This is a genomic window from Bradyrhizobium sp. 147 (assembly GCF_023073935.1).
GTDB lineage: Bacteria > Pseudomonadota > Alphaproteobacteria > Rhizobiales > Xanthobacteraceae > Bradyrhizobium.
On sequence record NZ_JADPKL010000025.1, the window covers coordinates 193263 to 206129 of the forward strand.

Consider the following 12867-nt stretch of genomic DNA (forward strand, 5'->3'; position numbering starts at 1 on the left):
GCGGTTGAGCCCGGCGTTGTGACTGCTGCTGCCGCGGATTGTGTGACAGCTTGATTCCGGCGATTGCGATATATCGCGGGTGCTTGGCAGGAATTCCGCGGCTGCGGAGCTCGCAGTCAACGGCCGGCGTGTGGAAAGTCGATATGCCCTGATTGAGAGTCATCGCGTCAGTGCGTCGTGCATGTGGCTACCTGTCACAGCAACGCTTTCGAAGGGAGGACCCGTTGAGCCATTCTGTCGGGGGTGACAAGTTGGAAAGCTCGCGAATTGCGAAGGACGCCTTGAGGAGTCCTACTGGCTCCCGAACGAGCTAACCACTTTGCGTATCGCTTTTTTGGAACGGAATGATCAAATAACGCGATGCTAGGCGTCTCTTTACGCTTGCAGTCGCGCCATCAGGAGCAACGTCCAATTTTTCAGCCAATCTCGAGTTTCGACCCGCTCGTATCGGCCAGTGCAAGTATCCTGGCATATCGTCGCCGCTTGGCATCAGCGATACGCCCGCATCAGTGAGCGCGGCTTGTCAAGTTGCGGAATCGCAGGACGAGAAGCGCCGCATAGATTGTCGTTCCGGTCGACAAGCCGATCCATATACCAGTGGCGCCAAGACAGACCTTCAAGCCGAGCCAATAGCTGAGGGAAAAGCCGATCAGCCACCAACCAATGATCGCAAACAGAAGCGGCATTCGCGAGTCCTTTAGTCCGCGCAGGCCGCCCGCCGCAATGCACTGGACAGCGTCAGTGATAAACAGCGTTGCGCCGACCACGAGGAGCTCTGCAGCAAGGCTAATCGTTGCCGCAGAACCGGCCGATCTGCCCAGAAACAGCTCGACGATCTCAAAGCGCGCGGCGATCAGTGCGAGCGTTAACGAAGCAGCTATGACAATACCGATCAGCATCGCTGCCAGATATGCCTGCTTGGCGCCTGCAATGTCGTTGCGGCCGGCCGCATAGCCAACGCGCACGGCTGCGGCCGTGCCAACGCCCACATAAATCATGAACAGGATCGCGGCGATCTGTACAGCGATCTGATGAGCGGCCAGTGCACTGGTGCTGATCAAGCCCGCCAGAATCGATGTGGCCCAAAATAGTCCCGACTCGATCCATGAAGCCATTGATATCGGCACTCCGATTGCGATGAGCTGTCGCATTGTGCGCCAATCGAAACGCCAGAGATGTGCAAGTACATGGTAGTGACGGAACGGACGACGCAGTGCAGCGAACCACAAGCCGGCTAAAAACATGCTGCAGTTCACCAGCGTGGTCGCAAGACCTGCCCCCAGCAGCTCCAGCCGAGGCAGTCCAAGCTTTCCGTAGGCCAGCATATAGACCAGCAAAGCATTCAGGGGAGTCGCTGATAGCGTAATCCACAAGACCGGCTGTGGCCGATTGACCGCGCCCATGAAACTGCGGATGGCCAAGAACGAAAGTGCCGGCGCGGCGCCGAATCCTAATCCAAAGAGGTATTGCTGGGCGAGCCGCGCAACATCTGGGGCTTGGCCCAACGCAAGCAGTATTTGCTCTGCTCGCAGCGCCACAGCAATAATTGGGAAAGACAGGATCATGGCGGCCCATAACCCCATGCGCAGCGCACCCCGTACTGCGGCTAGATTATTTGCCCCAAATGCCCGCGCCGCCATCGGCGCGATGGCACTTAGTAGCCCCGCGCCGAAGGCGAAGCTAATGAGATAGAACCGGCCTGCCAGCGCGGCCGCAGCAAGCGCCTCGGCGCTGATCCGACCGATCAAGGCAAGATCAGTCGACATCATCGCGATCTGCCCAACCTGCGTCAGCACCATTGGCCACGCGAGTTTCGCGATTTCGCCGAGCTCGACAGCGAGACAATGCATGGCCGCCCGTCTCGTCACTTCTGGGCGCAAATTCGATGTCGGCTTTGTCTCGGCTATTTTGTCCATGTCATCATGGCGCCGCTTGGCTCGGCGAGCGAAGCACTGCCTCTTTCTCGAAAGCATCCACGTGCTGACGTGAACTCGTGGGTCAGTCGACGATACGTTCGCGCTGGGCTTCGACCAGCGCGGCCAGCGATTGTCGCATGCGATAAGTAGAGGAGAGCTTGCAGATGCCGTCTCAAACTGATTGGCCGATTACCACTCGCGCAATGGTGACGGCGCGCATCGGAATCGAGCGAGCTCGATCAGGGAGGCGAATTCATGCGCGAGGTCCTGAGTTGATGCCAAAGGTTGGAGGACCGAACTTGGACCTGATCAATCCGATGAACTGAGGGCTCATCATCCCGTAAGCCATTCCTGCATTCCTGAGCGATCGATGAGATCCCAATCCTTCAAAGCTCGTGCCAACTGCGACAGCTGGATGCTTGCATTCATCCCAAACCGACCTGTCGGGGGATCGACAGCATGTCGCGAATAAGACGATCGGCATCGCACGTTCAGCCCGAGTGGGCGCCAATGCGACCACAGTGAGTGGCGATTTTCACCGGTTATGAAGACCTGCCGGGATGATCATCACGAGCTCTGAATGTTCGCGCTTGCTCGACTGGATCACAGATATCGATATGTAGTCATATCGATGAGCTGCGCGGCCTCGATGACGGCCCGGCGAAGGCGAGCGCGGCACGGGTCTTGTCTGGGGCGAATCAGACCGGCACCTTCCTGTCGTCAATCCCATCGTATTGGCTTGAAGCTCGCGAACGGCATGAGCCACCGGTGCTCCTGACCAAGTCAGCGCCTCCAATGCGCGCTGTTGACGCTAAATTGGTGGCCACTGTCCGGGCCTATGCGAAGCAGTTGCTTGGGATCGACTGTCTTGCCGTTCGCGATCTTCTATTTCTGAGTGGCGTCCAGTAGCGATTGGTGCAATGGCGGCATGCTCCATCGCGCCACGACGATCTCGCGCCCGTCGGCGATGCCATGCGCCAGCTTGCGGATCGACCGCCGAGGCCATGAGAACAAATTATGAACGAAGAGTCAGGTCTCCGATCGGCAGTCTCGTGAGGCGACGCGCAGCTCGGCTCCGACAAGCAGCACGATTCCGAGCTGCAAGGGTACATGAACGCTCGAAAGCTGCACATGCAATGCGGTACTCTGGCCTAGCCGGCAAGGTTTCCGTTTGAAAACCGATGATGTGCGCTACGTGCCTCTGGTAACGCCGGCATTGTCTCGCTTTCGTTGAATCATTACGTGCCCACATGAGCTTTCAGCTGTCCATCCTGAAGATACTTGCCGGGCAACCGGGCGAGCCAGTCTTGAACTCGTCAAACAGCACTTGGCGATCTTTTACACCAGTGGGCCCGCGTGGCCAGCGCGCATGAAGCGCATCGCGAGCCGCGAGCCGAACCTCGATATCTTTGGACAAAGGCTGATCGAGCGGGAGGAAGGATATTGGATCATCACTGCGCATGGACGAAAGATCCTCGAGAGGCTTGAGGTCCTTGGCGCCGCCGAGAAGCTCAATGAATCTGTGACGAAAGGACAGCCCCAGGGACAGGCCGAGGGGACAGCTGGGCGATGAGAGACTGCCGTTGCCGGCTGCGCCGCCACGACCGATCGCTTGAAGGAAGCGTCCATGGCGTACCTGCCGATGAACTTCGTCGAAGGCAACGGTCCTGCTGAAGCGGCGACACTTTACTTCGCAATTGTCGACGCCGCGCTAAAGGTGTTGATCAAGCGCGAAAAGTGGAAGGGCTTTGAGGAAAAGGACAGCCAAGCCAACTGCGGAGACTCTTGCCAAAATTGGTAAGGCCTTCGGCCTCCAAATCGGCTTTGTCCCGATGGCATCAGCTCAAGCTTATGCAAGCGAGAGCGATGATCATTTGCCCCGAGCCAAACGAAGCTGAGGTACCGAGTTCTGCCGCCGCGATAAGCAGGAAAAAATTACGAGGGACCGTCACGCGCGGTTTGGTCGGATGCTTGAGCTGAACCTGGCTGCCTTTCTGGGCTACCTGCGTCCAACCGTCGGCTTTTAGGGCTGCAATGATGTCCATCGACTTCATTGGTGCATAGCGTTTGAGTGCCTTGGACGAGTGTCAGGGGTCCGATTTGCTCTCCATACAGCAGAACGTCGAGGACGGAAACATCAGGCATCGTCCTCCTCCTCGTCGAGTGCGTAAGCCGGGCGCGGCGCTTCCGGCAACGCGTGGGCGATGCGGTTGCGCAACTCTCTCAGTTGTTTTGAGGCGCTCTGGACCATAGGTAGCGCGTTCGGACCCGTCGGCAACTTCATCAACCGGTCGGTGATGCGCCGGATCGCTTCAAGTTCTGAGCTTCCGAGTTGCAAATTTGCGAGCTCGCGTAAGGCTTGGTTCAGGCCTTCTAGGCCCGTCGCATTGATGCAGTCGATTTAGCCTGGTTACGGCTGCCTGCGCGCGGCTCAGCACGCTGGAGCGCAAGCGCGCGTCATCGGAAAGTGCAGACGAAGCGTTCCGGACGATAGCCTCGACCGCCCGCAAAAGCTTCCGCGGCACCAGAACCACTTCATGGTCGAGCGCGCGCGAGCTCGACGAGGCTGGAGAGCCTCAGATCGGCGCCGCCGCTCTCGATTTTGGAAATGTGGCTCTGCGGTACTGTGATCCGGGCACTCAGATCGCGTTGACTCAAGCCGATGGCCTCCCGGGCCGTTCGGAGGTGTAAAACAGATCGCGACTGGCATTTGATCTGCTAAAACAGATCACCCTGTAAGCCCGATTTGAGGCAATAGAGGTTTGGAATTCCCGATATATCTGCGCTGCCCAGAAGCGCTATGCGCCGGCTACGGGACATACGCCGGCTGGTTTCGCCGCCCAGGCAAATCTGGCCAAGCATGGTCTGCAGGGCTCAAGGAATGGTATCGGGCCGGAACTGGAAAGAGGACAAGGAGGCGATGTCGGACGCCCCAAAGCCGAGGACTGGCTCGAACCTATCTCCCCTGGCCCGGCCAGCGCGCTCGAATAGCTTAAGCGCAGAGGGTTTTCGGGTCGGCAGCACTCATTTTGGCGGCCGGAGCCTTCCAGCCAACTAAGCCGCGCTTAGGACCTCCCGCGGCCGCCGGCAGCCCGTCCCGGCGCCTTGCTGGGCGTGTCCGCGACCTCACCGGTCGCAATCCTGCCGATGTACGGTGTCGGCGTGGCGCTTCTCGCCTTTTGGGCCTTCATTCGTGGGTTCCATAGTTGAATTATTCGTTATAGTCTTATTTACATCGAACCTTGGTCCTCCTGTCGATACAATGTATCTACACTATCTAGTTGCGCAGCAACTTTATTCGTGTATCTTCGTTGTTGATATCTGCCGGGTATCTCGTTTGGAGGTAGCGATGGTCGTTCAGTTTGCAATGTGGGGCAATAGCTTGGCTCTCCGCATTCCGAGCGCCTACGCAAAGGAAATCCATGCGTTCGCGGGTCGGGAAGCCGAAATCACGGTTCAAAACGGCAGATTAGTCGTAGAACCGCGCAAGACTCCCGTTTACACGTTAGACGGGCTTCTAGCTGGCATGACTCCCGAGAACTTGCATGAGGAATATAACACGACTGCTGCAGTCGGTGAAGAGTTCGGCTCCTAAAGAGCCGTATTGCCCAGACGTCGGTGATATTATCTGGCTCAACTTCGATCCGCAGGCTGGTCGTGAAATGGCGGGACGACACTCCGCGTTAGTGGTGTCGCCCCGCAAATATAATCAATTCTCCCGCCTTTGCCTTCTTTTCCCGATCACTAGCAAGGTAAAGGGCTATCCATTCGAGTCGCTTTTCCCGGAGGAATTTGAAATTCCTGGCGGCACGGAGCGCGGCGGCTGCGTTGTGGCCGATCACAAGCTGAAGGCACTGATGAAGCGTAAGTCGCTTTGGCAGAAGTAATCCAAGGTCCGGGGAAGCGTGCGGGCATGACAGCCCCCACGCTTCTCAAGCCTACGCACGACTTCAGCCGTTTTGGCTGTGGCAATGAAGCGCTGAACGATTGGCTCAAAAACCGCTCTCTCGAAAGCGAGGGCAAAACTGCTCGCACATACGTGGTGTGTGAGGACAATGTAATCATTGGCTATACCGCATAGCATCTGGCAGCGTTCAACGGGCAGCGATCCCAAAGCCTCCGATGAAAAGACATGGCCTGCCAAATCCAGTGCCAGTCGCCATCATAGGACGGTTGGCTCGCGACCTTACCTATAAGGGTAAAGGTCTTGGCCAAGACCTGCTTCAGCACGCGCTACATCAAATCGTACACGCATCAGAAACGATCGGCATCCGCGCTATTCTGGTGCATGCCATCGATGAAAAGGCCGCCGCCTTTTGGACGGATGCCGAATTTATCGAGAGTCCGATGGGATCAAGAACGTTTTTTCTCCCGATAGAAACAGCAATTGACGGCATCCCCTCGTAAGGGCTGCGTCATATTAAAACTGACCCATTACCTCCATTCAGCCATTGAGGAAGGCCTCATGAAAAGCAACGCAAAGGCGCGCCCGGCCAGAATACCGAGTGAGCGCGATGAGCGCCACGAGTCGCGTGGCACGCGCCAAGCCTTAAGAAGGCTGGTATTGTGCAGGTCTCGACCGGCAATTTGCGCAAGGCTTTACTGGTTCTTTCGCGTCGAGCCCCACTCATAATGCGAAAGCTTGTTGAAAGACAGGACCGACGCACCTTGTGAAGGTTGCCAAAAAGCATGCCCTGCGCATAGGGACCACCGCTCCTTTCGGAGGTTTGCGACGTCTTACGAATTCTGAATAACCTTCAACATCGCCTTGCTACGCTTCCCTGCGGCATACAGTGGGAGAGGCTCGACTGGAATAAGTATCCCGCGAAGTACCTGGACGGCTCGTGCGGGCACCCGCGCACAGCAAGCCGCTTTACAGCATCCAACATCAGCTTGAGCCAAACTGCGCGCTCGAGGCCGCGGCGTGCGACCCCTATCAGGCTACAACAGCATGCAAATCGAGATCGAGGTCGGCACGAAGCAAACGCGCTTTGCTGCACGTTCAAGCCACCTGAGCGGTATCGTTGATGAAGATTCATTGTCGAACTGATACGCACGGAAAGGAACAAGCCCGGCTGGTGAAACACGCGTCTTCAGGTTTACCAGCCAGGAAAGTCCAAGCCGAACCGGGCGCCCGGCGCTTCTCTTGCCTTGCCATTGCAAGAACAAATCACCTTGAGACGTGAAAGGTCCGACGAAGGCATTAACTTGTCTGCTATGGTGCCGAAAGAGTACGATCGTCTCCCCTGCGAGCAATGAGATATCTTCGATCTCGCTTTTCAAAGTCTCACGACAATGTTTTGTCGATCCGGTCGCGCAGCCAGTCGCCGACCAGGGAAATCGACAAGGTCGTAAGCGAGATGACCAGCGAAGGCAGAATAAGGATCCAGGGAGAACGGGTCAGATAGTCACGACCATAGCTGACCATATTGCCAAGGGAAGTCAGCGGCGGCTGCACCCCGAGTCCAAGAAAGCTAAGGCCGCTCTCGAGCAGAATGATGTCTGGAAAGGCAAGCGTCATGGTGACGATCAACGTCGAAGCGATGTTCGGCATGATGTGGCGCAGGTAGAGACGCCATGGACTTGCGCCAAGCTGCCGTACGGCGATCACATAGGCTTGCTCGTTGGCACTCATCGCAAGCGCGCGGGTGACGCGGGCGTAGCGTTCCCATCCGTGGAGACCGATGAGCCCAACGAACAGGAGCAGAGAGTTGCCGAAGAAGGCAAGCACCGCGAGCGCCAGAACGAGAAACGGCATGCTTGCCTGAAAATCGACACAGCCGAGGATGACCTGCTCTACCCAGCCGCGGAAGTGAGCGGCCAAAAAGCCGAGCGTGATGCCAAGGATGGCGCCGATCAACGTCGCCCCGAAAGCAATAAGGAGGCTGATTCGAATGGATATGACGAGGCGTGCCAGTACGTCCCGACCGAGCTCATCTGAACCGAAGGGATGCGCGATAGTTCCGCCAAGGCCAAGAGGTGCAGCAAGGCGATGATGAAGGTCAAGGGCTGCATAGTCATACGGACCGAGGTGATCTGCAGATATCGCGACAAGAAGCATGAAAACCAGCCAGGCGACTGCTATTCCGATCCCGCGGTCGCGCCACCACCACACCTTTCGCATCTTTGAAGACGGCAGAACCTGGTCTGCGAAAATGCTCAATTATCGCCTCCCAAAGTGCAACTGGCGCAAACGTGGATCGAGCATGCCATAGAGCAGATCGATCGTAAGATTGGTGGTGATCATGGCGGCGGCCACGACGAGCAGGATGCACTGGACGACAGCCAAATCGCGACTGGCGACTGACACGACCAGCAGACTGCCAATGCCTGGCCACGAATACACGCTTTCAACCAGCACCGTTCCCGCGATGAGATTGCCGACCATGAAGCCGACGATGGTCAGCACCGCTATCGCGGCGTTGGGCAGAGCGTGACCGGTCACGACCCTGGCCCAAGGCACGCCCTTGGCGCTGGCCGCACGAATATAGGGCTGTCCAAGCACCTCGAGCATGGCGCTGCGGCTGAAGCGGGCGAGAACGGCCGCGCCGCCCAGACCGAGCGTGATGACCGGCAGCACCACATGGTGCCAAGTGCCGGCGCCGCCCGAGGGGAACCAGGGGAGCTCGACTGCGAAAACGAGTACGAGCCCGAGGCCAAGGACGAAAGATGGCACGGTGAAGCCGATGACGGCGACCATCATCACCAAGCGATCCGCTAGACTATCCCGCTTGAGGGCCGCGTAGACGCCGGCCGGAATGCCGATCATCAGCTTGAGGATCAGCGCCGGCGCAGTCAGCATCAGCGTGATAGGAATGCGCTCGGCAACGATGGTGATCGCGGCACGTCCGTCACGCATCGATTGGCCAAGATCTCCATGCACGACGGCAAAGAGGTATCTGACGTATTGAACCCAGAGTGGCGCATCGAGCCCCCAGGCCTTTCGGAAGGCCTCGACCGCTTCCGCCGGCGTTTCCGGCGACAACAACGCCAGGGCGGGATCGCCAGAGGCGCGCAGCACCACGAATGCGAATGTAACCACAATTGCGATGGTCAGGAACGCGCGCGCCAAGCGGACCAGAACAAAACGAGCCATCATGTCTCCTTGTCGAGTTCGGCACCATGATCGCCGATCAGATGGCAGGCCACGCGCCGCCTGTCAGGAGCGTATCTGAGCTCTGGAGCGAGCCGCGCGCAAAGCGGAAGAGCGACCGGGCAGCGGGGATGAAATGCACAGCCGTCCGGTCGCGCAGCCGGATTGGGCGGATCTCCTTGAACGATGGTGCGAGAGCGATGTCGTCCTGGCCTCGGCACCGCGGAAACGAGCGCCCGCGAATAAGGATGCAAAGGATCCAGAAGAACCGCCTCAGACGATCCTTCCTCGACGATGCTGCCGAGATACATCACAGCAATCCGATTGCTGATCAGCCGGACCACTCGCAAATCATGGCTGATGAAGATCATCGCCATGCGCCGCCGCTCCTGCAGGTCCCGCAGAAGATTGATCACTTGCGCCTGGATCGAGACGTCGAGTGCCGATACTGGCTCATCGCAGACAAGGAGATCCGGATCGGTGGCCAGCGCACGAGCCAGGACGGCACGCTGGCGCTGGCCGCCTGAAAGCTCGTGCGGAAAGCGCCCGAGGTGGTCGGTCCTGAGCTCCACATCCGTAAGAAGCGCATTGACCCGCTCCTCTCGTTCAGACTTGCTGCCAAGCCGATGAATTTCGAGCGGCTCGGCCATTTGCGCGCCGATCGTCAGGCGCGGATCGAGCGCAGCCAGCGGATCCTGGAACACCATTTGGATTCGCATCCTGAGCCGGCGCCATCGACTATCGCCAATAGCGGGCAAAGCTTCTCCGCCGAAGGTCACCTTGCCGGCATCCGGCCGGTCCAGGCCGATCAGGAGCCGGCCCGCAGTCGACTTACCGCAGCCGGATTCGCCAACCAGTCCGAGAGTTTCGCCGGGAGCCAGCTGCAGAGAGAGCCCATTGACCGCGTGGACCACCGCTGGAGGTTGGAAAAGGCCCTGCCGCAATCGATAATTTCGGACAAGCCCGTCTGCTTGGAGGATCGGCGGAGCAGCCCCGGTCATGCAGCCACGACCTCGCCCGCGGGCCGTTCGCTCGTGACATGCAAGCAGGCAGCCCTGTGTCTGATGTCGCCATCCAGCGAGGCGAGCTCAATCGCCCATTCACGACAGCGTCCGATCCGCCGATCGCATCGAGGGGCGAAAGGACAGCCTGGCGGAAACGCGGCTGCGTTTGGCACGACACCGGGAATGGCGAAGAGGCGTTGCCGCGGCCCCATCCAGGCTTGGAAGAGCCGCAAGAAGACCTTTCGTATATGGGTGAGCAGGTTGGTTCAAGAGGCGGTCGGCGGGCAATTCTTCGACGATGTGCCCCCCGTAAAGGACCATGACACGTTCACAGATCTCGCTGACGACACCGAGATCGTGCGAGATCAAGACCAGCGCCATGCCCGTCTCGCGCTGGATTTGCCGCAGAAGCTCAAGCATTTGCGCTTGAATAGTGACATCCAGGGCGGTGGTAGGCTCATCAGCGATCAAGATGTCGGGCTGTCCTGCAAGCGCCATGGCGATCATGACGCGCTGGTTCTGCCCACCGGAGAGTTCGTGCGGATAGGCGCCAAGCCGGCGCGCTGCATCGGGTATGCCGACCTGGTCGAGCAGACGTCGCGCTTCGGCCTGCGCCGTGCGGTGATCCATACCACGATGAAGCCGCAAGGATTCTATGATCTGATCGCCCACCCTGTGCACAGGATTAAGCGCGCTCGCCGGGTCCTGGAAAATCATGGCGATCTGCCCACCTCGCATCTTGTCCAGGCGGGAGGCTGGTGCATGGAGCAGCTCCTCTCCGGCCAAGCGTACGCTGCCCGTTACTTTAGCGCGCCGCGTCAACAGTCCAAGCGCAGCAAGCCATGTCACCGATTTGCCGCAACCGCTTTCACCGACCATGCCCAGCGACTCGCCGCGCGCGAGCGTGAGATTGATTCCGCGCAGCGTCGGCACACCGTCGAACGCGACACGTAAACCTGCGATATGAAGAAGCGCCTCCATGCAAGGCCCCTGCTCGTCCATCATATTGGCCGCATCCGCTTTAATCCGATTCAAGGTATGCGTCATCGCGATCAGGTCCGGATCAGAGCTCTGTTGAATGGGCCGAAATTGAGGTCGAGCGTCAGTCCCGGCAGCCATGGGACATCGCGGCGCTTGCCATAGAACTGGCCTGAGACGTGCAGGATCACGCAAGGGGGATCGACCTCGTTGATGATCTCGAGCATGCGACGGATGATCGGCCGGCGCTGTTCGCTCTGCACGGTGTCCAGGAGCTTGGCGCCGAGCGCAAAATATTCCTCGTTCCTCCAGACTCCGATCGACCTTGGCAGAGTGCCGCTGGGTCCGAATTCACGCCAGGGATGGCCGAGATGATCGAGGAACAGCGCCGTATTCGACGTATCGAAGATGGCACGGACCGGCTGGCGCTGAACTTGCGTGAAGTTTTCCATCATCTGGATTTTGACGTTCAGGCCAACCGCGCGCCACATCTCGATCATCGTTTGCGCGCCAGAGACCTGATTGGGGTAGTAATTGTTGAGCAGACGATAGGTGATCTGCTCTCCCTTGTAGCCCGCATCAGCCAGCAACTCCTTGGCCTTGCCGGGATCGTAGGCAAGCGAGGGGAATTCGTGGATGTAGCCTTCCCCGTAGCTCGGCAGCTGGTAGCCGTTCGGAATCGGGACCCGGTTCTCCCACAAGCTTTGCACGATCAGCTTGCGATCGAGCGCAAGGCTCATCGCACGGCGAACACGCGCATCCTTCAGAATGGGATCAGTCTGATCGAGGGCGAGCGAGCGGATATTCTGCACGGCACCACCCACGATCTCGAGATCAGCACGCTTCTGGATGCCCGCGAACTGGTCGGGCGGAATGTCAGTGGCAATGTCGAGCTCGCTGGCGAGCAGGCCGTTCACGCGCGCGGAAAGCTCGGGAATGATACGGTATTCGATGCCATCGAATGGCGGCCGCCCGCCCCAATACGCATCGTGGGCGCTCAATGAGACACGAATATCGAGCTTGTGATCGACGAGCTTATAGGGACCGCTTCCGACAGGGGCAGTGGTCCAGCGCGCCCACGAGCCCGCGGCCAAAAAGGCGCGCTGGCTCACGATCTCAGATCCCCAAGCAGCCAGACGCTGCTCGAGGAGGGCGTCGCTACCCTTTGCATGCACAATGACGGTGTAAGGATCGACGATTTCGACCTTCTCGAGCCGATCAAGCGACTGAAGCGCCTCGGACATGCCGCTGCGTCCAGGTCCCAGCAGATGGTCAGGACCAAGGCTAAAGGCAACATCTTCAGCCGTCAAAGGCGCCCCATCGTGGAAAACGACTTCCTTGCGCAAGAACAGCCGCAACGACTGCGCGTTGATCCGCTCCCAACGCTCGGCCAAGCCCGGCCGTAGCGTCATGTCGTGAGCATGGTCTACTCTGATCAGCGTATCAAAAAGCTGCGGCACGACCCGACGAATGGCAGTATCGGTCGCGATAACCGGGTCGAACGATCGCGGAAATCCGGACATGCCGACTTTGAGGCGGCGACGCGGCAATGTCTTAGGCTCCCTCTCCGCAGCGCCGGCGCCTGTGCTGGCTACCACGCTTGCGGCAAGGCTACCTGCGATGGCTTGCCGTCGCGTCAGATCGATACGGGTCATCACCGCCTCCGCCTTCCACGTTCATTGATGCGAATGCCAGCCCGCGATTTGTTCGACCGGCACAGACTCTCGATCCCCGAAATCGAGCGCTTGTGTTGCTCAATTTCGCGATTGTGCGCGAGCTTAAAAGCCTGAACTGCTACGCCAGAATGACACACATCGAATAAGTCGATGTGTGCTTGCAACTATCCGATGATCGGCAGGCCGATGATGAGGAGGAG

12 protein-coding genes and 1 pseudogene are annotated in these 12867 nt (G+C 58.8%); 4 read left to right on the forward strand and 9 right to left on the reverse strand.

The window, feature by feature from the left end:
* Positions 1-506: 506 nt before the first annotated feature.
* Positions 507-1916 carry an MATE family efflux transporter gene (locus IVA87_RS07710; RefSeq protein ID WP_247333209.1) on the reverse strand — a complete coding sequence of 470 codons (1410 nt, stop codon included), beginning with the start codon at positions 1914-1916 and terminating at the stop codon, positions 507-509.
* A 1369-nt stretch (positions 1917-3285) separates the two neighbouring features.
* Between IVA87_RS07710 and IVA87_RS07715 the strand changes: the two genes are divergently transcribed.
* Together IVA87_RS07715 and IVA87_RS07720 are read left to right on the forward strand one after the other, a co-directional pair.
* Complete coding sequence (locus IVA87_RS07715; RefSeq protein ID WP_247333210.1) at positions 3286-3489, forward strand: hypothetical protein; 204 nt, start codon at positions 3286-3288, stop codon at positions 3487-3489.
* A gap of 54 nt (positions 3490-3543) precedes the next feature.
* Positions 3544-3717, forward strand: a complete 174-nt coding sequence (locus tag IVA87_RS07720) for a hypothetical protein (RefSeq protein WP_247333211.1) — start codon at positions 3544-3546, stop codon at positions 3715-3717.
* A 37-nt stretch (positions 3718-3754) separates the two neighbouring features.
* On the opposite strand, the gene IVA87_RS07725 is transcribed toward IVA87_RS07720, so the two are convergent.
* From IVA87_RS07725 to IVA87_RS35310, 3 genes are all read right to left on the reverse strand, one after another.
* On the reverse strand, positions 3755-3970 hold the full coding sequence (locus IVA87_RS07725; protein ID WP_247281281.1) for a type II toxin-antitoxin system HicA family toxin: 216 nt from the start codon (positions 3968-3970) through the stop codon (positions 3755-3757).
* Positions 3971-4053: 83 nt separating this feature from the next.
* Positions 4054-4254, reverse strand: coding sequence for a hypothetical protein (locus IVA87_RS07730; RefSeq protein WP_247333212.1), 201 nt, complete (start codon positions 4252-4254; stop codon positions 4054-4056).
* Between the two features lie 197 nt (positions 4255-4451).
* Positions 4452-4574 carry a helix-turn-helix transcriptional regulator gene (locus tag IVA87_RS35310; RefSeq protein WP_346658343.1) on the reverse strand — a complete coding sequence of 41 codons (123 nt, stop codon included), beginning with the start codon at positions 4572-4574 and terminating at the stop codon, positions 4452-4454.
* 887 nt (positions 4575-5461) lie between these two features.
* Here IVA87_RS35310 and IVA87_RS07735 point away from each other — a divergent pair.
* Both IVA87_RS07735 and IVA87_RS07740 read left to right on the forward strand, forming a co-directional pair.
* A complete protein-coding gene (locus IVA87_RS07735; protein WP_247333213.1) occupies positions 5462-5803 on the forward strand; it encodes a type II toxin-antitoxin system PemK/MazF family toxin in 342 nt (113 codons plus the stop codon).
* Positions 5804-6038: 235 nt separating this feature from the next.
* Positions 6039-6323 (forward strand): hypothetical protein, encoded by a 285-nt coding sequence (locus tag IVA87_RS07740; RefSeq protein ID WP_247333214.1) that lies wholly within the window; start codon positions 6039-6041, stop codon positions 6321-6323.
* An 880-nt stretch (positions 6324-7203) separates the two neighbouring features.
* On the opposite strand, the gene IVA87_RS07745 is transcribed toward IVA87_RS07740, so the two are convergent.
* From IVA87_RS07745 to IVA87_RS07765, 5 genes and pseudogenes are all read right to left on the reverse strand, one after another.
* A complete protein-coding gene (locus tag IVA87_RS07745; RefSeq protein WP_247333284.1) occupies positions 7204-8040 on the reverse strand; it encodes an ABC transporter permease in 837 nt (278 codons plus the stop codon).
* A 39-nt stretch (positions 8041-8079) separates the two neighbouring features.
* Positions 8080-9012 (reverse strand): ABC transporter permease, encoded by a 933-nt coding sequence (locus IVA87_RS07750; protein ID WP_247333215.1) that lies wholly within the window; start codon positions 9010-9012, stop codon positions 8080-8082.
* A complete protein-coding gene (locus tag IVA87_RS07755; protein ID WP_247333216.1) occupies positions 9012-10010 on the reverse strand; it encodes an oligopeptide/dipeptide ABC transporter ATP-binding protein in 999 nt (332 codons plus the stop codon). Before IVA87_RS07755 ends, IVA87_RS07750 begins: the two co-directional genes overlap by 1 nt.
* Positions 10011-10135: 125 nt before the next feature.
* A pseudogene (locus IVA87_RS07760) lies at positions 10136-10994 on the reverse strand (ABC transporter ATP-binding protein); the annotation flags it as partial.
* A gap of 71 nt (positions 10995-11065) precedes the next feature.
* Complete coding sequence (locus tag IVA87_RS07765) at positions 11066-12646, reverse strand: ABC transporter substrate-binding protein (RefSeq protein ID WP_247333217.1); 1581 nt, start codon at positions 12644-12646, stop codon at positions 11066-11068.
* Positions 12647-12867 lie beyond the last annotated feature (221 nt).

What these genes read in the sequence shown, in the direction of transcription:
- IVA87_RS07750 (WP_247333215.1), bottom strand. Translation starts at nt 9,012, where the DNA reads ATGGCTCGTTTTGTTCTGGTCCGCTTGGCGCGCGCGTTCCTGACCATC.
- IVA87_RS07755 (WP_247333216.1), bottom strand. Translation starts at nt 10,010, where the DNA reads ATGACCGGGGCTGCTCCGCCGATCCTCCAAGCAGACGGGCTTGTCCGA.
- IVA87_RS07735 (WP_247333213.1), top strand. Translation starts at nt 5,462, where the DNA reads ATGAGGAATATAACACGACTGCTGCAGTCGGTGAAGAGTTCGGCTCCT.
- IVA87_RS07740 (WP_247333214.1), top strand. Translation starts at nt 6,039, where the DNA reads ATGAAAAGACATGGCCTGCCAAATCCAGTGCCAGTCGCCATCATAGGA.
- IVA87_RS07715 (WP_247333210.1), top strand. Translation starts at nt 3,286, where the DNA reads ATGAAGCGCATCGCGAGCCGCGAGCCGAACCTCGATATCTTTGGACAA.
- IVA87_RS07745 (WP_247333284.1), bottom strand. Translation starts at nt 8,040, where the DNA reads ATGCGAAAGGTGTGGTGGTGGCGCGACCGCGGGATCGGAATAGCAGTC.
- IVA87_RS07710 (WP_247333209.1), bottom strand. Translation starts at nt 1,916, where the DNA reads ATGGACAAAATAGCCGAGACAAAGCCGACATCGAATTTGCGCCCAGAA.
- IVA87_RS07725 (WP_247281281.1), bottom strand. Translation starts at nt 3,970, where the DNA reads ATGAAGTCGATGGACATCATTGCAGCCCTAAAAGCCGACGGTTGGACG.
- IVA87_RS07765 (WP_247333217.1), bottom strand. Translation starts at nt 12,646, where the DNA reads ATGACCCGTATCGATCTGACGCGACGGCAAGCCATCGCAGGTAGCCTT.
- IVA87_RS07720 (WP_247333211.1), top strand. Translation starts at nt 3,544, where the DNA reads ATGGCGTACCTGCCGATGAACTTCGTCGAAGGCAACGGTCCTGCTGAA.